The sequence below is a fragment of the Bifidobacterium sp. H6bp9 genome (assembly GCF_032193695.1).
Taxonomy (GTDB): Bacteria; Actinomycetota; Actinomycetes; order Actinomycetales; family Bifidobacteriaceae; genus Bombiscardovia; species Bombiscardovia kimbladii.
Window position 1 is genome coordinate 210,225 of the sequence record NZ_JASTZY010000003.1, and the last position, 22,565, is coordinate 232,789.

Consider the following 22,565-nt stretch of genomic DNA (forward strand, 5'->3'; position numbering starts at 1 on the left):
CGGGAATTCTGTGCTATGGCCCCGGTATCATGGACGCATGTGAGCGTAAACAGTCACGCCTGTGAAACGTCTGCTGCCATGGCCACCGAGGAGGATGGAATAGTCATGTTCATACCGCGTTACTATGAGGATCCAGCCACGCTGCATGTGGGGACCGAGCCTAACCGTGCCTATTGCGTGCCAGCCGGCGCCCCCATGGACACGCGTGGCGATCTGCGCAGGCGCTCCGACCGGTACCTGGATCTGGATGGGGACTGGGATTTTCGCTATTACGCCAGCATCGACCAGCTGGATGCCGAGGTCCAGTCCGCCGTCGAGGCCGAGGATCCGGTTTTCTTCGAAGCCGACTACAGCCCTTCCAGGGATGCGGGCCGAGGGGCGTACCAGCCCATCCATGTACCAGGAGTCTGGCAGACCCAGGGCTATGACAGCCCCCAATACACCAACGTGCGCTACCCCTTCCCCTTCGATCCGCCCAGGGTGCCTGCCGACAATCCCTGCGGCATCTACCTGCGCGCCTTCGACTATGAGCCCGAACCCTCAGCGCCCCGGGCCCTGCTCAATTTCGAGGGGGTGGATTCCTGCTTCTATCTCTGGGTCAATGGGGATCTGATCGGCTACAGCCAGGTCTCTCATGCCACCAGCGAATTCGACGTGACCGACCACCTGCAGCGAGGCCACAACCAGCTGGCCGTCCTGGTGCTCAAGTGGTGCGATGGCAGCTATCTGGAGGACCAGGACAAGTTCCGCATGAGCGGCATCTTTCGCGATGTCTACATCCTGCGTCGCCCCAAGGCCCGTCTGCGCGACTGGTTCGTCCACACCAACCTTGATGAGGACATGAGCCATGCCAGTGTGACCCTGGATCTGGATCCGACCGGCGTATCGGGCCAGGACGATGCCGCTCTGGACGTCCAGGCTCTGCTGACCGACCCCGATGGTGTGGAAGTGGCCCGGGCCGAGCTGATGGGTTGCAAGGAGCCCGCGCAGTTTGTCATGGAGGTTGGCCATCCTCGCCTTTGGAATGCCGAAGATCCCCAACTCTACCGGCTGACCTTGTCGACCAGGGCCAGCTCAACCGGCTCCGGCGACTCGTATGAGGTCGTCACCGAGTACATCGGCCTGCGCACCATCAGCGTGGACGGCCAGGTGGTCAAGGTCAACGGCAGCCCCATCAAGATCCACGGGGTCAACCGCCATGACGGGGATCCGCGCACCGGCTTCGCCATCGACCAGAAGCAGATCATGCGCGACCTGACCCTGATGAAGGAGCACAACGTCAACGCCATCCGCACCTCCCATTACCCCAACAGCCCCCAGTATTACGCTCTCTACGACCAGCTGGGCTTCTACCTGATCGCCGAGGCCGACCTGGAGGCCCATGGCATCGAAGCCCTCTACCATGGTCCGGACTGGAAGGAGCCCGATTACTGGAACGGCCGCATCGCCGACGAGCCGCTCTTTACCAAGGCCATTGTCGACCGGGTCCAGCGCAGTCTGGAGCGGGACAAGAACCACCCCTCCATCCTGATCTGGTCCATGGGCAATGAAAGCGGCTACGGCTGCGGCATCGAGGCGGCTCTGGCCTGGACCAAGTCTCGGGATCCCTCCCGTCTTACCCATTACGAGTCGGCCATCCACGGCTCGCCCCGTAAGGACCTGGACTACAGCAATCTGGACATCACCTCGCGGATGTATCCCTCCATCAAGCAAATCGAGGATTACTTCAGGCCGAAGGGTCCTCACGGCATCAGCAGCCACGGGGATGACGGGGATGGGGGCCGGAAGCCTTACTTCCTCTGCGAATACTGCCATGCCATGGGGCTGGGCCCAGGGGATCTGGAGGACTACTTCCGGGTCATTCAGGCTCATCCGGGGCTCCTGGGCGGCTGCATATGGGAGTGGGCCGACCATGCCATCGACCAGGGCAGGGATCGCAAGGGCCGTCGGATCTATGCCTATGGGGGAGACCATGGCGAGTACCCCCATGATGCCAACTTCTGCATGGATGGCCTGGTCTATCCCGACCGGCGGCCCCACACTGGACTCAGGGAGTTCAAGAACGTCTTCCGTCCGGCCCGCCTGGTCGGCTACGATCCCCAGACCCGGCTGCTCACCCTGCATAACTATCTGGACTTCACCTACCTGGATGAATACCTGAGCCTGAAGTGGACCCTCCTGTGTGATGGAGAGCCGGTGGCCTCCGGGAAGCCTGAGCTCGAACGGGGGACCGGCCTGCACATCGCCCCCCATGCCGAGGGCACCGTGGGCCTGCCCGCCATGGATCCGCCCGAGCACGGCCGTCTGACCCTGCTGGTGGAGTACGCCCTGGCCAAGGCCGATCCCGTGCTTGCTCAGGGGCATCCTCTGGGCTTCGATCAGCTTGAAGCTGCGGATATGGGAATGCCCGAACGTCCCAATGGCGTGGCCAGGGTCATCAGCGCCGACCCCGGTAGTGGAGCCCGGGGCGCCCACCGGCCGGTGGTCGGGCAGACTGATGCCCGCTTCGATGTGGAGGGGGCCGACTGGCGCTACGTCTTCAACCGCCGCACCGGCATGGTGGAATCCATGAGCATCGACAACCGTTCCCTGCTGACTGCTCCTATGGAAGTCAACCTCTGGCGGGCACCCACCGACAACGATGCCGCCATCAAGGAGGAATGGCGCAAGGCCGAATACGACCGGGCTGGCACCAGAGCCCTCTCCTGCCAGCTGCAGACCGACGAGGATCGGGGATTGACCACAATCAAGATCGAACTGTCCCTGATAGCCCCCTTCATTCAGCCCATGGGCAGCATCAACGCCACCTGGACCCTGAGCGACCAGGGTGGACTGGACCTGAAGATGGAGCTGCATCGGGATCCCGAGTTCCCCTATCTGCCCAGGTTTGGACTGCGGCTCTTCCTGCCCAAGAGCCTGCAGCGGGTCACCTACTGCGGCTATGGGCCCTACGAGAGCTACCGGGACATGCACCGCGCCAGCCACTATGGCGTTTTCCATGACACCGTATCAGGCATGGTCGAGCACTACCTGCGGCCCCAGGAGAACGGCTCCCATTATGGCTGCGACTACGTCCTGGTGGAGGATGACCGCTCCCTGCTGCAGGCGGCGGGGGATGGGCCCATCAGCTTCAACTGCTCACCGTATACGCAGGAGGAGCTGACCGCCAAGGGGCACGACCATGAGCTGGAGGAATGCGGCTCAACCGTGCTCTGCCTGGACTATGCCACAAGCGGCATAGGCTCCAACAGCTGCGGACCTGAGCTGGATCCCGCCTATCGCCTGGATGAAACCGATCTGGTCTTCGGACTGCATCTGCGGGTCCGCTCCAAGTGACCCAGGCTGGCGGGGCCCCTCATCCCCGCCAGCGCAGGTACTGCTGGTAGACCTGCTCGCAGGGGGCTCCCGTCAGGGTGGTCTCGATGTCCACCGGCCAGGCGGGGGGCTCCTCTTCCCCAGTCAGAGTCCAGGCTGCCTGGCGGGCAGCACCGATGGCCACATACTCGTCCGGCCGGGGCAACTGCACATCCATGCCCAGAATCCCTGGTGCGTAGGCTCTGACCGCTGGGGACTTGGCGCCGCCGCCGACCAGAAGGATCTTGGAGACCGTGGTGCCCAGCCGTTTCAGCAGCTCCAGGCAGTCACGCTGGGAGCAGAGCAGGCCCTCCACGAATGCTCTGGCCAGGTTGGTGCGCGTGGTGTTGGCCAGGGTCAGTCCCTCCAGCCTGGCGTGGGCATCTGGACGGTTGGGGGTGCGCTCGCCGTCGAAGTAGGGGATCAGGGTGATGCCCTCGGCCCCTGGCGAGGACTTCTCTGCCAGTTTGGCCAGACCGTCATAATCGGTTCCCAGGGCGGCCAGGCCTGCGTCCAGGATGCGTGATGCATTGATGGTGCAGGCCAAGGGCAGCCAGTGGCCGGTGGCATCCGCGAATCCGGTTACCGAGGCGCTCATGTCATAGGCGGGGACCGGGCTGACCGCTGCAGCGACCCCCGAGGTTCCCAGGGAGATGGAGACGTCGCCCACCTGCATGGCCAGGCCCAGGGCCGTCATGGCGTTGTCGCCGCCGCCCGGTGCGATGATGCAGCCTCCGGGCACGTCCCTGCCGGCGATGCGGGGGTCGGCTTTGGCTCCGACCTGGTGGGGGCCAAGAACCTTAGGCAGGATCACCCGCTCGGCCATACCAGCGGGGAGGGCCATGGCCAGCAGGTCACGCCGGTAGCTGTCGGCGGCGGGGTCGTAGTAGCCGGTTCCGGAGGCATCAGAACGATCTGTGAAGAGATCCTCCAGCCCGGGTTCAGCCCCGAGGTCGGCTGCGGGGCCATGGCCGGCGATGACCCAGCTCAGCCAGTCGTGGGGGAGGCATATGGCCGCGATGGCCTTGGCCTTATCCGGCTCCATCCGGCTGACCCAGGCCACCTTGGTGATGGTCAGCGAGGCTACGGGGGAGGAACCCACAGCCCGTACCCAAGCTTGCTTGCCCTGCATGGCCAGGCCCTGGTCTGAGTCCGGGTCTTTGTTTGGCCCGTCGGTTTCGGACTTGGCGAGCCGGATGATGAGATCGTCGGCATCAGGAGCCGAACGCGTATCGTTCCAGAGCAAGGCATCCCTGATTACTCGCCCTTGGCGATCCAGCAATACCATGCCGTGCTGCTGGCCACCCACGCTGAGGGCCGATACATCATCCAATCCGCCCGCCTGGGCTGAAGCCTCCTGAAATGCCTTCCACCAGGCCATGGGATCGACGCTGGTGCCTGCCGGATGAGGAGCCTTGCCGAAGCGAACCAGCTGACCGGTCCGGGCTTCGGTCACCCTCACCTTGCAGGACTGGGTCGAAGTGTCCACTCCGGCCACCAGGATCTCATTCATGTCAGCCTCCTTGCTTGATCGCCTTTCAGCGAGGATCGCGTTTGTTCCGACCAATATCATTAATTCATCATACTAATGTGCCTTCACGAATTGCTAGATCCAGGATAATCTGCGGCAAAAACCTACGTAATTACTTGAAATAGTCAAATCAATAAACTTTGTGCTAGTATATGTGCCGGAAGAGATCCGGCATGCCGAGGGGGACAAGTCGGGGACAACCCTTCAACGAAGAAAGGAACCACCATGAACAATTGGAAACGAGCGGTTTGTGCACTGGCCGGGATTGTTATGCTCGCGTCCGTAGGTGCCTGCGGAGGCTCAAGAGGCGCGACTGCGGGGGGGGGGGTGTAAATGCTAAAAATCCCTCGGATGTGACCGTCGGTATCTCGATGCCGGAACAGCAGCTGGAACGCTGGCGTCTCGACGGCGATAACCTCAAAAAACAGCTTGAAGGCAAGGGCTACAAGGTTCTCCTGCAATTTGCTGACAATAAAACGGATCTGCAGGCTTCCCAGATTCAGAATATGGCTAATCAGGGAGCTAATTTCGTTGTCATCGCTTCCATTGACGGCACGGCTGTAGGGCCGGCCGCGGAGGCAGCCAAATCAAACGGCGCTACGGTGATCGCCTACGATCGACTGATCATGAACACCGATGCTTGTGACTACTACTCGACGTTCAACATCACCGAGGTGGGCAAACTCCAAGGGCAATACATAGTTAAGAAGCTCGGCCTGGATAGTGGCAAAAAAGGGCCGTTCAACATTGAGCTGATGACCGGCTCGCCAACAGACAACAATGCCAAATACTACTTCCAGGGATCCTGGTCGGTCCTCGAACCATATTTTAAAAACGGGTCATTGGTGTCCCCGTCTGGCCGAGTTCCCAAGAATCTCGAGGATTGGCAGAGCATCGGCATACAGAATTGGGATCGTCAAAACGCGCAGAGCGAGATGGAGAACCGCATCAATTCCTATTACAACAGCGGAAGACATCTTGATGCCGTTCTTGCCCCCAATGATGCAATTGCCATGGGGACTGTAAACGCTGTAGACGCAGCGGGCTGGAATTACTATCCGATCATCACCGGTCAGGATGCCGAAAAGGCCAATGTGGCCAACATCGTTGCGGGCAAGCAGACAATGACGGTCTACAAGGATACTCGTAAACTGGCTGATTCCACTGCTGCTCTGATCGAGAAACTGGTCAAGGGACAGAAGCCCAAGACCAACGACACATTCAACAACAACAATAAGGATGTGCCTTCGATCCTGCTGAAGCCCGTCTCCGTTGACAAGGACAACGTCAAGAAGGAACTGGTTGACAGCGGGTATATCTCCGCGGCAAACGCTGGACTGTGACGAAACGTCATCGGGCATTCGCCGAGGTTCATTGAGTGCGGATGCCCTTACATTCAGAAGGCACCAATGACATCATCTCAAAACACGATTTTGGAAATGCGGGACATTGTAAAGTCCTTCGGTCCGGTCACGGCATTGGACCATGTCAATATCAAGGTCCAACAGGGTCAGATCTTCTCCATCTGCGGCGAGAATGGGGCTGGTAAATCCACTCTCATGAACGTGCTGTCGGGAGTCTACCCGTATGGATCATACTCAGGAAGCATCATCTACAAGGGAAAACCCTGCAGGTTCTCTAGCATACGAGATTCGGAGCGCGAGGGAATCGTTATCATCCACCAGGAGCTGGCACTCGAGCCCTACATGACGATTGCTCAGAATATCTTTCTGGGCAATCCCATCACCAAGGGGATCTTCATCCAGGATGATCAGCAACGCCGAAAGGCTAAGGATGTCATGTCCCTGGTCGGTTTGGATGAGGATCCAGATACCCTGGTCTCCAACCTCGGTGTGGGCAAGCAACAACTGGTGGAGATCGCCAAAGCGCTCAGCAAGAACGTTCAATTGCTTATTTTGGACGAACCCACAGCAGCGCTCAACGATGAGGATTCTTTCCATCTGCTGGACTTGATTGACCGGCTTCGCAGGGAACGCGGCATAACGGCCATCATTATCTCTCATAAGCTCAACGAAATAGCGGCGTCAGCGGATGCCGTCCAGGTGATCAGGGACGGGAAAACCATCAGTGATTGCCGGGTCGACAAGGAGCATCCGCTGGACATGGATGCCTTGATCCGCGATATGGTCGGCAGGCCGATGACCAATCGTTATCCGGAGCACGAATCGCACATCGGCAAGGAGATGTTCCGTGTAGAGCATTGGAGCGTCCACCATCCACAGGATTCCAACCGTTTGGTGGCCAAGGATGTCAGCTTCAACCTGCGCGCTGGCGAAATAGTGGGTATGGCTGGGCTGATCGGTGCCGGAAGAACCGAAACCGCTATGAGCATCTTCGGTCACCAGTACGGCGTCGGAGCTAGCGGCGACATATATATGGAAGGCAGGAAAATTACCCTGCCCGACGTGCGCTCGGCCATTGACGCGGGTCTGGCTTACGCCACCGAAGATAGGAAAGAGTACGGCCTCAACCTGATCGCTTCCATTCGAGAGAACACCTCAATGGCTAACCTCGGACATCTGTCTCACCACGGTGTCTTGGATCTTGACCGTGAAAAACAGATTGCTGAGCAGTATCGGCGGGATTTCAGGACGAAAACCCCGAGCATAGAGATGCCGGCGAGCAGCCTGTCCGGAGGCAACCAGCAGAAGGTGGTGCTTTCCAAGTGGGTATCCACTGAGCCCAAAGTGCTCATACTGGACGAGCCGACCCGTGGCATTGATGTGGGTGCCAAATACGAGATATACGAGATCATCGACCGGCTGGCCGATGCCGGTTCGGCCATTCTGGTCATATCCTCCGAGTTGCCTGAGCTCTTGGGCATCTGTGACCGAATCTACACGATGAGTCAAGGAATCATTACGGCATGTCTGGACGCCCATGCCACCGATCAGGAGGAGCTGATGCGGTTCATGACGTCTGAAATCCCTTGCGGTGAGGAAGCGGTGTTCGCATGAGCGTCAAGGAAGGAAAAACAACAATGAAGCAGTCGGTCGCTGAAGCGTCCAATGACAGCGGAAATCCGCAGGTGGCCACTCTTAAGTCCACCTTGCTGGGCAATGCTCGACAATATGGAATCTATCTGGCACTGGTAGTGGTCATTGCCATCTTCGAGGTGCTGACTGGAGGGCGTCTGCTCTTCCCCAACAATTTCGTTGCTCTTTTCCAGCAAAATGCCTATGTGCTTGTTCTGGCCATCGGCATGCTTATGGTGATCATCGGTACACATATCGATCTGTCTGTGGGCTCTGTGGTCGCTTTCATTGGCGGCATGGGCGCTTTCATGATGAAGAACTGGGGCTTGAACTGGTTCCTGGCTATTGTGCTCATGCTGGCGCTCGGGCTGATTGTGGGTATCTGGCAGGGCTTCTGGGTAGCCTATGTTGGCGTACCAGCCTTTGTTACGACCCTTGGCGGAATGCTGGTTTTCCGCGGTCTGGCAACAGTGATCGCCGGTGAGTCCATTCCCCTTCGTTCGCGTGAGTTCCGTGCCATCTCCAAGGATTTCCTGCCGAACATTTTCGGGTTCTGGTTTGGTCTGGATGGGCTGACCTTGGTCGTTGGGGCAGTGGTCATACTTTTGGTTATCGTCATGCAGATCCGTCGCCGGTCTCATACTATCCGCGTCGGGCTGCAGGCTGAGCCGAAGAGCTGGATGATCATCAAGTGTGTGCTGGCCACCTTGGTCATTGGGTTCGTAACCTACCTGCTGGCTTCTTCTGGAAACCAGACTCAGGGTGGTATACCCATCGTCTTGGTCATTATCGCTGTGCTAGTGGGCATCTACTGGTTCGTTCTCAACAGGATGGTGCTAGGGCGCGATATCTATGCCGTCGGTGGCAATAGAAAGGCCGCCGTGCTTTCAGGCATCGATACACGCAAGGTCGATTTCAAGATATTCCTTAACATGGGGCTGCTTGCCGCCATCGCTGCAATCATCACTTTGTCCCGACTGGCTTCGGCTACGGCCCAGACCGGTATGGAGTTTGAAATGGACGCCATCGCCGCCTGCTTCATTGGTGGTGCGGCTGTGGCTGGTGGCGTAGGTACCATCCCCGGCGCCATGGTAGGTGCACTGATTATGGGTGTGCTCAACCAAGGACTGTCGATCATGGGTGCGGATGCCGCCATAGTGAAGATCATCAAGGGTCTGGTTGTGATTATCGCCGTGGCATATGATTTGATCAGCAAACGTCACAAGAAGTAATTGCTGACCTGGCTCGCCCCGCCCTCTGTTCGTTTCCTGCTTGGAAGAACAGAGGGCGGAGCCTTGTTTAAGGCTCGTCATTAAGTTTCCTTCCCAGCTTCTATCTACGTATTCGAGGGCGGAAGCTCCAGCTGAATTTGCGGATTTTGGCGGGTTCATGTGTGATACTGAAAGGTGGTTTCTGGCATGTAGGGTGGTTTTGCCGCCCGGATTTGGAGGGATGATTTCCGTGACTGCCCTGCGCTCTATCAATCAGGATGATCTGAGGAACCACAACCTCTCGGTCATTATCGACACCATTCTGCGGTCACCTACCTCGCTCAGTAGGGCGGATCTGGCCAAGGCCACAGGGCTGACCAAGGCTACCATGTCGCTCCTGGCAGGGCTTCTAATCAGGAATAGGGTGGTACGCGAGGAGGAACCTGAGGCTTCGCAGAGCAGCCATGGCCGACCCAGCACCCCGTTGTCCATCGCCCACGGACGCTGGGCTGGCCTGGGCCTGCAGATCAACACCGATGGCTACGGATGTCTGGCCATGGATCTGGATGGGACCCTGATCGATTCGGCCTGGGTCAAGGATGATATGCATGAGGCGGAACCCGATCGGGTCTTCGCTGAACTGGAGAAACTGACCAAGCCCATCGAACGCAAGCTGTCACGGCGGCACTACCGTACAGTGGGTTCGGGCCTGGCCCTGCCCGGCCTGGTCGGCGGCGACACCACCCTGCTCATGGCCCGCAACCTGGGATGGGAACGTCTGGATCTGCAGGAATTTCCCCTGGTTCGTCGGCTAGCTCCCAGAGTGGGCAACGAGGCGCGTCTGGCAGCCCTTGCTCAGATTCCCGGCTACGCTGCCCAGCGTCCTGCGGGCGGAGATGAGGGGCCACTTTCGCCCACCGACTCCTTTATTTACATTTCCACTGACATCGGTATCGGCGGGGCTGTGGTGCGTCGCGGGGCCGTCGAGACCGGAGACCATGGGTTCGCCGGTGAATTGGGGCATGCCTCGGTGGATCTGAACGGCCCAACCTGCCGTTGCGGCCGCCGTGGGTGCCTGGAGACCTATGCCGGGCGCAGGGCTCTGGTTGAGGCGGCTGACATCGCCACCGGAGCCGAGGCGGTCACACCCCAGGCCATGGAGGAACTCTACCAGCGCTGGCAGCATGGCGATGCCAAGGCCGTCGATGCCATCGACCGTGGGCTCGATGCCATGATCTCGGTCATCGCCTCAGCCATCAATATCGTCGACGTGGATACAGTCATCTTGGGGGGATTCTGGTCGCACTTCGGGGGAAATCTGGCCCAGCGTCTGCAGGATCGGCTCAATCAGCTGACCCTGGGCCGGGATGCCGTGGACATTCGCGTGCTCATCCCCAGCCAGGCCGACTATCCGGCCCTCAAGGGAGCAGCGTTGGTAGGCCTGCGCCGCTTCATCGATGATCCGCTGGATTTCTTCGAGGACTGACCCTTCGAGGGCTGATCCGTCCAAGGGCCCAATGGCAACCTGGGACTAGTCGGAATTAGCGGGAAGCTCCCTGCCGCCAACCTTGAAGAGGGCGTGGGCATCTCCGCCATGCAGGCGTTCCAGATAGGTTCGGGCTCGGGCCATGCGTTCCACAGTGGTCTGGGCCAGCGGAGAGGGGAGTTGATCGGGGTCGAACCAGCCGACTGACAGGCTCTCCTCGTCACCCACGAAGGGGTCGGTGTTGCCGCTGGGGTCAGGCCGACAGATGAACAGATGATCCATGTACATGGTCCGATCCCCATTGGCATAGGTGGTCACCTCTTGGGAGGATGTGACGGCCGCTAGGTCGGTGACGATCACATCCACCCCGGTCTCCTCCTTGACCTCGCGGACCACGGTGTCGGCCGGGTCCTCGCCCGGTTCGTTGATCCCGTAGACCAGGGCCCACTGTCCGGTGTCGGAGCGCCGACCCAGCAGAAGGCGGCCCTGGTCATCGCTGACGAAGGCCGTTACACCGTTCAGCCAGAGCAGGTCATGGCCTATGGACCGGCGCAGTCTGAGCACGAAGTCAGGGGTGGGCATACATCAGTCCCGGTCCGGGTCGGCCAGTGCGGCCCGCTGCGCCATCCAGGCCTCCACATCCTCTACGGTCTTGGGGATGCCTGCAGACAGCCACTGTGGTCCCTGCTCGGTCATGAGCACGTCGTCCTCCACGCGCACGCCGATGCCGCGGAACTCCGGAGGCACCAGCAGGTCGTTCTCCTTGAAGTAGAGTCCGGGCTCGATGGTGAAGATCATCCCGGGGGTGATGGGCGCGCCCTGGTAGGACTCGTACCTGGCCTCCGCGCAGTCGTGCACGTCCAGACCCAGGTGGTGGGCGCATCCGCAGGCGTGCCAGCGGCGGTGCTGCTGGCCCTGGGGGGAGAGGGACTCCTCCACGCTGACCTTGAGGATGCCCCACTCGTGCAAAGTTTCAGCCAGTACCCGCATGACGGCATGGTGGATGTCCGAGTAGGTGGCGCCGGGCTTGGCGGCTTCGAATCCGGCCTGCTGGGCCTTGAGCACGGTCTGGTAGATCCGCTTCTGCAGGGGGCTGAAGGTGCCGCCTACGGGGAAGGTGCGGGTGATGTCGGCCGTGTAGAGGCTGTTGACCTCCACGCCAGCGTCGATCAGGAGCAGGTCGCCCTGCTGGACTGTCCCGTCGTTGCGCATCCAGTGCAGGATGGGAGCGTGCTTGCCCGAGGCGATGATGGAGCCGTAGCCCACGTCGTTGCCCTTCTCGCGGGCGTTGGCGTTGAAGACGCCCTCCAGCATCCGCTCGGAGCGGGGCTTGCCTACCACCTGGGGCAGGTGGGTCAGGATCCGGTCGAACCCGTCCTTGGTGGCGGCGATGGCCTTGCGCATCTCGCTGACCTCGTAGTCGTCCTTGATCATGCGGGCCTCGGAGGTGAACTCCTCGAGCTTGTCGTCGGCCTCCTCATTGCGGTCAGGGCCGCCAATTCCGTTGGCCTTACGGGCGGCCTCCACCTGGCTCAGGACCTCCTGGTCGGCAGTGCGGATCACTCGCAGCTTGACCGCTCCCTGGTCCGGTCCCAGGTCCTTGGCGATGGCATCAGGGAAGGTGGCGATGTCCTTGGTGGGGATGCCGGTCATGATGGCCAGCTCCCGCAGCCCGGCCCGGGGGCCCACCCAGTACTCCCCATACTGTGAGGAACGGTAGTAGTCGCGAGTGGACTGATCGGCCCGGGGATGGACGAAGAGCTCAGGGGTATGCGTCAGGCCCTTGGCGGCCTCCGGGCTGTCGGGATCGACCGGGTCCAGGACCAGGATGGCTCCGGGTTCGTAGTCCTCGCCCAGGCCCGTGTAGTAGGCAAAGGTGGTGTCTGGGCGGAAGGCGTAGTCGTTGTCGTTGTTTCGGGTCTTGTAGGATCCGGCTGGGATGACCAGCCGCTCGCCGGGGAAACGCTGTCCCAGCTCACGCAGGCGGCGCTCCGTGTACTTGCTGGACTCCAGCGGCTCGATCTGAGGCTCCTGGGCCTGCCAGCCGGTGGTCATGAACTTCTGGAAGGCGGGGGAGTTGGGGCGCAGGGTGCGGTTGTTCACCCGGTCTTCCATGTTCTGCTCGTCCAGGTCCACGTTCTTGGGATCGGTGTCTCCTTGTAGATGCTCCTGTGCGGATGCGGTCACGTCCAGCCTCCTTGAAATTCCGGTTATGACTATGTTGGTTCCATGGTAGTGCGTTCGGCCGATGTGACAGTCGGCTGATCCGGCCCTCAATCGGGGTCGGTCGCGCATAGAATGGGCGGGAAGCATCCACAGCCAGCAGGAGGCGCAGGCAGAATATGTCATTCGAACACCCCAACAGCAAGGGTCGGAATATTCGCGATGTCGAGCGGGCCATCATGGCGCGTCCCACCGAGCATGACAGCCCCAACCTGGACCTGGACAGGATGGGGATGATGCTGGACCTGCTGGGCCACCCTGAGCACAGCTTCCGGGTCATCCACGTCACCGGGACCAATGGGAAGGGGTCCACGGCGCGGATGGCCGAGGCTCTGGTGCGGGCTTACGGTCTGCGCACCGGGCTCTACACCTCGCCCCACCTGGAGCGGATCAATGAGCGGATCGCCATCGACGGCCAGGAGCTCTCAGACGAGGACTTTGTGGATCTCTACCAGCAGATCGAGGATTTCATCGCCATGGTGGACGACCGCTTCGCCCAGCAGGGCAGGGCCCCGATGAGCTTTTTCGAGGTCCTGACCGCCATAGCCGTCTGGGCCTTCGCCGACGCCCCCGTGGATGTGGCCATCGTTGAGGTGGGGATGGGCGGCCGATGGGATGCCACCAACGTCCTCGATGGCGATGCTGCCATCATCGGTCCGGTGGACATGGACCACATGCAGTGGCTGGGGGATACGGTCGAGCAGATAGCAGGGGAGAAGGCCGGGATCATCAAGCCCAAGTCCACGGTCATCGTCGGGGCCCAGCCTCATGAGGAGGCCGTCATGCCCATCATCGAGCAGGCCGTGCGTGAGCAGGGCGCCCCCACCCTTTTAAGGGATGGCAACGAGCTGGAGGTGGTCTCCCGCATGCCCGCAGTGGGCGGCCAGGTGGCTACGCTGCGCACGCCGCAGGGGCTCTACAAGGATGTGCCCATCGATAAGTTCGGGGAGCACCAGGCCCACAACGCCCTGGCGGCCCTGGCAGCGGCTGAGACGGTCATCCCCGTCAACGGGGCACTGGACCAGGATCTGGTGGCCGAGGCCTTGAGCCAGGTGCGCATCCCCGGACGGATCGAGCAGGTGCGTACCTCGCCCACCATCATCATCGATGGCGGGCACAACCTGAACGCGGCCCAGTCCCTGCGCTCGGCCATCGAGGAGAACTACGACTTCAAGCAGCTGGTGGGTGTGATCTCCATGATGGCCGACAAGCAGGTGGAGGACTATCTGGGCCTGCTGGAGCCCGTGCTGGACAGCGTCGTGGTCACCGAGAACTCCTGGAAGGGCCGGGTCATGCCTGCCGAGGATCTGGAACGGGTCGCCGTGCGGGTCTTCGGGCCCGACAGGGTGGTCCGGCGCGACCGGATGCCCGATGCCATCCAGACCGCCGTCGACATGGTCGACAGCGAGGATCAGACCGGGGTGGGCTATGGCCGCGGCGTGCTGATCTGCGGCAGCTTCGTCACCGCCGGCGACGCCCGCACCCTGCTGGCCGAGCGTCCCAATCCCGATCTGGCCAAACCTAAGGCGGAGCGCGCCTGATGTATCTCAAGGAGCTGACCCTCAAGGGCTTCAAGTCCTTCGCCTCGGCCACCACCCTGCGCTTCGAGCCGGGCATCACCGCTGTGGTGGGCCCCAACGGATCAGGCAAATCCAACATCGTCGACGCCCTGGCCTGGGTCATGGGCGAGCAGGGGGCCAAGAGCCTGCGCGGCGGATCCATGGAGGACGTGATCTTCGCCGGCACCTCCTCAAGGCCACCCTTGGGCCGGGCTCAGGTCACCCTGACCATCGACAACACCGACCGGACCTTGGACATCGACTACACCGAGGTCACCATCAGCCGGACCATCTACCGCAACGGCGGGTCCGAGTATGCCATCAACGGATCCGACTGCCGCCTGCTGGACATCCAGGAGCTGCTCAGTGACACCGGGCTGGGCCAGCAGATGCATGTAATCGTCGGCCAGGGGCGGCTGGATGCCATCCTGCGGGCTGATCCGGCCGGCCATCGGGCCTTCATCGAGGAGGCGGCCGGCATCCTCAAGCACCGCAAGCGCAAGGAGCGGGCGCTTCACAAGCTGGCCAACACCGAGGCCAACCTGTCCCGTCTGGATGACCTGATCGGCGAGATTCATCGGCAGTTGGGGCCGCTGGGCCGCCAGGCCAAGGTCTCCCGCCGGGCCGACATGATCCAGGTCAGCCTGCGGGACGCCCAGGCACGCATCCATGCCGACGACGCCCTGACCTCGCAGAGGAAGCTGGAGGATCTGCGTTCGCGGATGTCCCAGACCCGGGGGCAGCTGGCCCGGGGGCAGGAGGATCTGACCAGGGTCAAGCTGCGCATCGAGCAGCTGGAGGGGCTGGACCGACAGTCCAGCCCGGCCCTGGAGGCGGTCAACCAGCAGTGGAACGACCTGACCAAGCTGGGTGAGCGGGCCGGGTCCCTGGCATCCTTGGCCAGGGAGCGCAGCCGTTCGCTGGAGGCCGGCATGGTGGCCGACCAGGGGCAGGATCCCGGGGTGCTCAGGCGGAGGGCCGACGAGCTCAAGGGCCAGGCCGACCAGGATGAGGGCCAGGTCGGAGCCGACCGGATCGCCCTCGATGGCTGTGTCCAGGCCCGTGCGGATCTGGAGCGGCGGTTGGCCGCCCACCGGCAGACCATGACCGAGCTGCGGCAGGCGGCCAGAAAGCGGCAGGCTCGGTTGGGCGATCTGGCCCAGCTGGTGGCCAAGGAGGAATCGGCCCTGGAACTTTCCAGACAACGTGAGCGTGACCTGTCCCGCCAGCAGGATCAGCTCAGAGAAGGCCTGGAGCGGGCCAGAAACCGGGTGCGGGATCTGGACAGCCAGGAGGAAGGTCCCGACCAGGACGGCAGACAAGCCCTGGACCAGGCAGGTCAGGTCAGGGACCAGGCCCGCAGCAGGCTCAACGACCTCCAGGAGCGCGAACGTCGAATCCAGTCCGATGCCATATCGGCCCAGGCCAAGGCCGATGCCCTGGCGGACACGCTGGACCATCGCGGCGCCGGCGAGGCCTTGTCCCAGGCGGGGGATCCGGCCCTGCTGGGTGTGCTGACCGACTTCGTCCGAGTGGAGGAGGGTTGGGAGGAGCCCCTGGCCCAGGCCCTGCACGACTATGCCTCGGCCCTGGTGGCCAAGGATGGCCAGACGGTTGACCAGACCCTGGAGCGGGCCCGTCGGGATCGCCTGGGACGCGCTGCGCTGATCTCGGCATCAGGCCCGCTCAAGGGGACAGCCATAAGCTCCGGCGATGGCCCCTGGCGGTCGGCCGCCGACCTGGTGGCCCTGCGCGAGCATCCTTCCGACTCCGACCGGGCCCAGGGTGTGCTGGCGGCTGTTCGCAGTCTGCTTGCCTCTACAGCCGCCGTCGATGACGCCGATCAGGCCCGCCGTGCCCTGGAGGACGGATGGCAGCAGGCGCTGACCCGCCAGGGCGACCTCTACGACCGGGTAGGTGCTGTGGGCGGATCAGCTCCGGCCACCAGCGACCTGGCGCTGACTGCACGCAGGGATAAGGCCCTGGCACAGGTGGAGGCCCTCCAGGATGAATCCCGGACGCTGCAACCGCAGATGGATGCGGCCCGTGCCGCCCTTGAGCAGGCCGAGCAGCAGCTGCAGGAGGCGCGCAACCAGTGCACCGAGGCCCGGGTTAAGGCCGAGCAGGCGGCTCGGGAGCTGGCGGCGGCCCGCAAGGAATCCGATCGAGCCCAGGCCGGGGTCAAGGATCTGGAGGACCGGCTGACCCAGGTGCGCGACCAGGTGCGCACCCACGAACTCAAACTGGAAGACCTGAAAGCCGGCCTGGCCCGTGCCCAGGAGGATGGGGGGACTGATCCTGATGACACGGAGGGCATGGAAGACCGGCAGCATGAATTGGAGACAGCCCTGGACCAGGCTCGCACCGCCGAGATGGAGGCCAAGCTGACCTGGACCGAGAGCGACCGGCGGCACGCCTCCCTGCTGCGGCAGATTGATCTGCTGCGGGATCAGGCCGACCAGGCCGAACGCCATCGTCAGCGGATAGGCGAGGAAAACCGTCGTCGCAAGGCCGGCATGGCCTCCCTGGGGCTGATCGCGCTCAGGGCCGACCTGCTGGCCCAGCTGATCAAGAAACGGATGGAGCATGCGGCCCGCCGCCGGGATCAGCTCAGGGCCAAGGCTTCGGCCCACGACAAGGAGCTGACCGATCTGCGGGCCAACAGGGATGCCCTGGAACCCAAGGTGGCCGGTCTGCGCCAGGATGAGCACGGTCTGGATCTGCAGCGGGAGCGTCTGGCCGGCGAGGACGGCCGTCTGCGCCAGCGCATCCAGGATGACCTGGGCATGGAGCCGGGGGAGCTGATCCGCGAATACGGCCCCGACTGTCCGGTGCCCGTCCTGGATGACGAGGGCAATCCTGTGCCTTTGGACCAGGAGGCGACGGAGGAAGACGGGGATTCATCAGCCTTCAAAACGGTGCCCTATAAGCGCGGGGAACAGGAGAAGCGGCTGGCCAAGGCCAAGCGGGACCTGGCTGCCCTGGGCAAGGTCAACCCACTGGCCACCGAGGAATACGAGGCCCTGGAGTCCCGCAACCGCTACCTGCACGAGCAGCGTCAGGATGTGATCGGGTCCCGGGACGATCTGATGGCCCTGGTCAAGGATCTTGATTCGACCATGGTCACGGTCTTCAAGGAGGCCTTCGACGACACCGCCCAGGCCTTCGAACGCATCTTCGCCACCCTCTTCCCCGGCGGGCGCGGGCGGCTGCGGCTGGAGGATCCGGATGACCTGCTGACCACAGGCGTTCTGGTCGAGGCCAGCCCGGCCGGCAAGAAGGTCCGCCGGCTCTCCCTGCTCTCGGGCGGGGAGCGGTCGCTGACGGCCCTGGCCCTGCTCCTGGCCATCTTCACGGCCCGGCCCAGCCCCTTCTATGTCATGGACGAGGTCGAGGCCGCCCTGGACGATGTGAACCTGACCAGGCTGCTCAAGGCCTTCGAACAGCTGCGGGAGCATGCCCAGCTGATCATCATCACCCACCAGCAGCGGACCATGGGCATCGCCGATGCCCTCTACGGGGTCACCATGCGGGGGGACGGGGTGACGGCCGTCATCTCCCAGCGGCTGACGGATCCGAAGGATCCGAATCGTTCCGGCCGCGAAGAGCCCGAGCCCGAGCAAGGGTGACCTCTGCCAGAACGGCCTGGGAGTCCACAATGGGCAGCTGCGGCATGGGGTAGGCCTCGTTGAGCACTGAGAGCTCGGTGCAGCCCAGCAGGACCGAGTCGCAGCGGTAGTCCTTCAGGAAGGCATCGAGAACGCCCAGGTAGCGGCCCCGGTCCAGTCGCCCTTCCTTGACATCGTCGTAGATCAGCGCACTGACCCGGTCCTGCAGGGCCTGGTCCGGGTCCACCAGCTGGTAGCCGGCGCTGTCGGCCGGGCCCTGGTAGATGGCGGCATGGCGGGACCCCTCGGTGCCCATGTACCCCATGCGCGGATGGGATTTCGCCGGATAGTGCCGATCAGCCCAGTCGATGGTGGCCTGGGGCATATCCAGGATGGGCACCGGAGTCAGGGCCTGGAGCCTGGGCAGAATCTGATGGGCGGTGTTGCAGGCCATGACCATGAAGGAGGCGCCCATGGCTGTGGCCTGGCGAACATCCTCGGCCAGATAGGGGAAGGGGTCATCCTTGCTGCGGCCCAGGATGAATTCGGTGCGGTCGGGCACGGTGGCGTGGTTGAAGACCACATAGTCCAGAAAGTCCTGGTCCCTGTGCGCCCCGGTCATCCGGTCCAGCACCCGCACGAAGCTTTCGGTGGCCAGTGTGCCCATGCCGCCCAGGACGACGAAGAAGTTCCTCATGCCAGTGTCCTCTTGTCACGGAAGTAGCGCCGGTAACGACGCCGATAGATGGAAAACATGTGTCGAATCAGCAGCCAGCGCTTGAAACTGCGGTCCTTGCCGTACTCCAGAGTGGTGCCCCAGTCCCCGCGACGAATCATGGACATGGCCTGTCGTTTGTCCTCGGATTCGGCGCAGTATTTGCGGAAGATGTCCTTGGGGATCTCCATCCAGAGGCGGTGCCCCCGGCCGAAGACGGTGCGTCCGTTGAAGGGGGTGTCCAGGACCAGGTCGTCCACGAAGCAGCGTGCCAGGTTGAAGCCGTTCAGGGTGACCACGTAGCTGCTGCGGCCCTGGCGCAGATTGATCTCGAAGAGCTTGTAGACGCCGTCGCGCGGATCGTACTTCATGTCGAAGTTGGCCACACCGCTGTAGCTGATGTCCTCAAGGAAGGCCTTGATCCGGTCGAATATGTCCTGGTTGTAGTCGGGCATAATGGCCGCGTAGTTGCCCACGGCCTCTGGGGTGGGGTCCTCCAGCAGCGGGTGTCCCAGGAACATCATGCGCACCCGGTGGTGGCGGTCCACATAGGCATTGAGCACCCTCATGTTGTCATCGCCCCCGGGCACGAAGTCCTGGATGACCATCTGCGAGGTGTACCCGGCCTGGTAGGACCTGCGGATCATGGTGTCCAGCTCCTCAGGGTTGCTGAAGATGAAGGCCTTCTTCCTCCCGGGGAAGTCGATGCCCAGCCACTCGTCGCTGTCGGCGGGCTTCATGGCCACCGGGTAGTCGAAGGGCAGGTTGCGGTGGCGACCCGCCTTCACATCGTCGGCATCCACCGAGACGGTCTGCGGATGGGGCAGGTCATAGCGGTCGCAGAGTTCGTAGAAGGAGGACTTGAGCGAGAGGGCGCGGTTGAGCTTGGCATCGATGGCGTTGAAGACGAACCGTTCGCGCAGGGGATCGCCGAACTCGTCCAGCAGGTTGGCGTAGGTGTCCCCGCAGGGCAGCAGGAGCAGGGTGGCTCCTGGGTGGTCCCGGTGATAGGCGTCGGCCCAGTCGTTCAAGGCCGGCACAAAGACCTTGGGATTGGCGAAATCCGGTACCAGGTGCACGTCGATGATCCTGCTGTACTTGGTGGGGGAGAGCTGCTGGTGGGCGAAGGCGGTGGAGACCAGTCCATAGGCCTCATGAAAGGCGCGCGCCATGCCGTAGGCGTTGATGTCGCTGCCCAGTATGACCGGTTGGAATTCTTGCATCTGTATGAAACCACCTACTATATGCTCGTGCGCCCCGCCCTGCCGCGGGGCATTTGGCTTTCCATCTTAGGGTCCTGTCAGGATCGTCATCCCTGGGCTGCGCCGGTGGCTCCCAGGTCGTAGCTTTCGGTGCCCAGCAGGCGCGCCACTACGTGGTCATCGCCCTCATAGGGCACGTGGCCGCTGTCCCTCTTGAACCAACGTTCCTCACCCTTGCCGATGACCAGCGTGACACGCAGACGGTCCCCTGGCCGGCCCGGATCTCCCAAGGCCTGCTGGATGGCCTGGACCCTGTCCGGCTCGATGCGGACATCCAGGTCTGGGTTGGTCACGAAGCCCAGCATCTGCCGGTCCACCTGGTCCGCGCTCTCCCCCTCCTCGTCGTCGGCGGTCAGGATCAGCCGGTCGACGCGGTCCTGGGCGGCGCTGACGATGCCCTCCCTGCGGTCGATGGCCTTGCCGCCAGCGGAACCGGAGACCAGGGTAATCAGGGGTTTGCGCTTTCCGTAGCGTTCGTCCACAAAATCCAGCAGGGCTGTGACCGAGGCCTTGTTGTGGGCGTAGTCGACGTAGACCACTCGGTTGTCGGCCTTGAAGCGTTCCATCCTGCCGGCGATCCTGACGCTCTCCATGGCCCGGACTGCGGCGGCATCGGGCTCCAGGCCCAGACGGGTCAGCATGGCCAAGGCAGCGGCCGCGTTCAGAGCGTTGAAATCCCCGTCCATGGACAGGCTGACCGGCCTCATGGTTCCGCCGGAGGGTCCTATCAGGTAGTCGTCGCCCTGGCCGGGAGCCTTGCGAACCAGGAAATCGGCCTGCCCGGTTCCATTGCCGAATGTAGTCACCGGAACGTTGGCGGCGCGGGCATCCTGACGGATCAGGTCGGCTCCGCGCGCATCGGCTCCCAGAACCAGCTGCCGGCTGTTGTAGGTTATGCGGCGCTTGCAGTAGAAGTAATCCTCGAAGCTGGGGTGTTCGATGGGGCTGATGTGGTCGGGGGAGATGTTCAGGAATGCCCCCAGGTCGAATGTCAGACCGTAGACACGGTCCACCTTGTAGGCCTGGGAGGAGACCTCCATGACCAGGTAGCGCATGCCGGCGTCTGCCGCCTGGCGCATCATCCGAAAGAGATCCAGCGATTCGGGTGTGGTGAGCTGGGACTCCTGGTAATGGCGACCGTCCAGGCAGTTGTCCACTGAGGAGAGCAGGGCCGCTCGACCTCCGGAGATCCTGGACAGCATGGCCTGCAGGAAGTAGGCGGTGGTGGTCTTGCCCTTGGTACCGGTGATTCCCACCAGTGTCAGCTGCTCCTGGGGATACCCGTAAAAAGCAGCGGCCAGCAGGCTCATGGACTTGCGCACGTCGTTGACGATGATCCCCGGGGCCTTGGTGTGGGCGGACAGATCCTGCTGGGCCACGTAGGCCTGTGGACCCTCGGGGTCGCAGGCATCCAGATATTCAGGCAGGAAGCGGCCCTTGCAGAAGAGCAGACTGCCGGGTCCAGCCTGGCGGGTGTCGTAGGTGATGTCGGTGAAGGGCTTGGATGACTGGGTTTCTTCTGGAGTATTCAAGGTCCACTGGTCGCCCTGGATCACCTCGCGCAGTTGATGATGTTTGCGCAGCAGCTCCAGAGTCGAAGCCATCGTCAGCGCCATGCCGGCTTCCCCCTTGTCTGTAGGTTCGTCACTTCAATGGTTCCCGTCCCGATTGGTGACCCCGATCGAGACCAGACACAAGTCTAAACCGCCTCTGGGCCAGGGCAGGGGGATCCGACGACCCCTTGACTGAATGGGCAAAAAGCAGGTAGCGGATCGGCCTGGGAGCTGGGCTTCAGAGCCAGGAGTCGGTGACTGGACGGCGCCCCTGGGAGATCAGGTGCTGGTTGAACTGTTCCCGCCACTTGGCCTGCGCCTGCCGCTGCCAGTCCATAAGGGAATCCATGGTGATTCGGGCCACCTGGGGGAAGAGGGTGGTCATGGGCTTGATCAGGTCCACGGCAGCCACCGTATCGGCCGTGGCATTGTGGAAGTTGCCATGGGGGATGACGCCGTAGTACTCGCTGGTCAGCCCCAGGGTGCGGCGGCCCGACCGGTGGGAGATCTCCCTGTCCAGGACCAGAGGGTCCACTACCAGCAGGTCCCCCTCGCTCAGCGGTTTGACTGACTGCGCGCACCAGTGGGCGATGTCCCCATCCAGCATCTGTACGTCAAAGGGCGCGTTGTAGGCCAGCAGGGGGATGCGCTTGTCCTGGGCGCGGGCGATGAGCACGGCCATCTGCTCGGTGGCCAGCTCAGGCTCCATGCCCTCGGTGGCCAGCTGCTCATCGGTGAACCCGTTGACCCTGCTGGCCCCCTTGCTGATATGTCGGTGCGGATTGACTATCCAAGTGGCTACGACGTCCCCTGAGTAGCCCTTGGTCGGGTCGCGCAGAACCAGGCTGGCCGAAACGATGCCGTCCTTGCCTGGCTTGGTGCCCGTGGTCTCGGTGTCGAACCCCAGAAGCCAGGAGTCCCCAAGGCGAGTCGACCCCTCCTGTTGCGGGGCGGACGCGAGCGCCTGCTCCATGCTTGTGTACTCGGTGTTTTCCATAAGCGTGATTTCTCCTTCGTCATTATGGTAACCGAGGACCGACCGGCCCGCGACCGGGTCGAAACCGCCA

At 62.6% G+C, this 22,565-nt stretch carries 13 protein-coding genes and 1 pseudogene; 7 read left to right on the top strand and 7 right to left on the bottom strand.

Going from position 1 to position 22,565, the window contains the following annotated elements; translation table 11 throughout:
* Positions 1 to 39: 39 nt before the first annotated feature.
* Entirely contained in the window at positions 40 to 3,336 is a 3,297-nt protein-coding gene (locus QRX40_RS05855) for a glycoside hydrolase family 2 TIM barrel-domain containing protein (protein WP_396184396.1), read from the top strand.
* Positions 3,337 to 3,355: 19 nt separating this feature from the next.
* Here QRX40_RS05855 and QRX40_RS05860 read toward each other — a convergent pair whose 3' ends face one another.
* Positions 3,356 to 4,867, bottom strand: a complete 1,512-nt coding sequence (locus QRX40_RS05860; protein ID WP_313836955.1) for an FGGY family carbohydrate kinase — start codon at positions 4,865 to 4,867, stop codon at positions 3,356 to 3,358.
* 243 nt (positions 4,868 to 5,110) lie between these two features.
* On the opposite strand from QRX40_RS05860, the pseudogene QRX40_RS05865 reads away from it, so the two are divergent.
* The 4 genes and pseudogenes from QRX40_RS05865 (at position 5,111) to QRX40_RS05880 (ending at position 10,578) form a co-directional block, all read left to right on the top strand.
* Positions 5,111 to 6,228, top strand: a pseudogene (locus QRX40_RS05865) (substrate-binding domain-containing protein).
* Between the two features lie 66 nt (positions 6,229 to 6,294).
* Positions 6,295 to 7,863, top strand: a complete 1,569-nt coding sequence (locus QRX40_RS05870) for an ATP-binding cassette domain-containing protein (protein WP_313836957.1) — start codon at positions 6,295 to 6,297, stop codon at positions 7,861 to 7,863.
* Between the two features lie 23 nt (positions 7,864 to 7,886).
* Complete coding sequence (gene mmsB, locus QRX40_RS05875) at positions 7,887 to 9,113, top strand: multiple monosaccharide ABC transporter permease (protein ID WP_313837036.1); 1,227 nt, start codon at positions 7,887 to 7,889, stop codon at positions 9,111 to 9,113.
* 229 nt (positions 9,114 to 9,342) lie between these two features.
* Positions 9,343 to 10,578 carry an ROK family protein gene (locus QRX40_RS05880; protein WP_313837037.1) on the top strand — a complete coding sequence of 412 codons (1,236 nt, stop codon included), beginning with the start codon at positions 9,343 to 9,345 and terminating at the stop codon, positions 10,576 to 10,578.
* Positions 10,579 to 10,623: 45 nt separating this feature from the next.
* On the opposite strand, the gene QRX40_RS05885 is transcribed toward QRX40_RS05880, so the two are convergent.
* Together QRX40_RS05885 and QRX40_RS05890 are read right to left on the bottom strand one after the other, a co-directional pair.
* Entirely contained in the window at positions 10,624 to 11,160 is a 537-nt protein-coding gene (locus QRX40_RS05885; protein ID WP_313836959.1) for an NUDIX domain-containing protein, read from the bottom strand.
* Between the two features lie 3 nt (positions 11,161 to 11,163).
* A complete protein-coding gene (locus tag QRX40_RS05890; RefSeq protein WP_313837039.1) occupies positions 11,164 to 12,714 on the bottom strand; it encodes an aminopeptidase P family protein in 1,551 nt (516 codons plus the stop codon).
* A gap of 206 nt (positions 12,715 to 12,920) precedes the next feature.
* Between QRX40_RS05890 and QRX40_RS05895 the strand changes: the two genes are divergently transcribed.
* The gene (locus tag QRX40_RS05895) at positions 12,921 to 14,342 is read left to right on the top strand and encodes a folylpolyglutamate synthase/dihydrofolate synthase family protein (protein ID WP_313836961.1); all 1,422 of its coding nucleotides are present in this window, start codon (positions 12,921 to 12,923) and stop codon (positions 14,340 to 14,342) included.
* Positions 14,342 to 17,989 carry a chromosome segregation protein SMC gene (gene smc / locus QRX40_RS05900; protein WP_313836963.1) on the top strand — a complete coding sequence of 1,216 codons (3,648 nt, stop codon included), beginning with the start codon at positions 14,342 to 14,344 and terminating at the stop codon, positions 17,987 to 17,989. The genes QRX40_RS05895 and smc overlap by 1 nt, the downstream gene beginning before the upstream one ends.
* On the opposite strand, the gene QRX40_RS05905 is transcribed toward smc, so the two are convergent.
* The 4 genes from QRX40_RS05905 to QRX40_RS05920 form a co-directional block, all read right to left on the bottom strand.
* Positions 17,913 to 18,665 (bottom strand): amino acid racemase, encoded by a 753-nt coding sequence (locus QRX40_RS05905; RefSeq protein ID WP_313836965.1) that lies wholly within the window; start codon positions 18,663 to 18,665, stop codon positions 17,913 to 17,915. The two genes, smc and QRX40_RS05905, sit on opposite strands and share 77 nt — an antisense overlap.
* Positions 18,662 to 19,906: a carboxylate--amine ligase gene (locus tag QRX40_RS05910; protein WP_045924123.1), complete on the bottom strand. Its 1,245-nt coding sequence runs from the start codon at positions 19,904 to 19,906 to the stop codon at positions 18,662 to 18,664. Before QRX40_RS05910 ends, QRX40_RS05905 begins: the two co-directional genes overlap by 4 nt.
* A gap of 86 nt (positions 19,907 to 19,992) precedes the next feature.
* Entirely contained in the window at positions 19,993 to 21,561 is a 1,569-nt protein-coding gene (locus tag QRX40_RS05915) for a Mur ligase family protein (RefSeq protein ID WP_313836968.1), read from the bottom strand.
* 175 nt (positions 21,562 to 21,736) lie between these two features.
* Positions 21,737 to 22,495 (bottom strand): exonuclease domain-containing protein, encoded by a 759-nt coding sequence (locus QRX40_RS05920; protein ID WP_313836970.1) that lies wholly within the window; start codon positions 22,493 to 22,495, stop codon positions 21,737 to 21,739.
* Between the last annotated feature and the right edge of the window lie 70 nt (positions 22,496 to 22,565).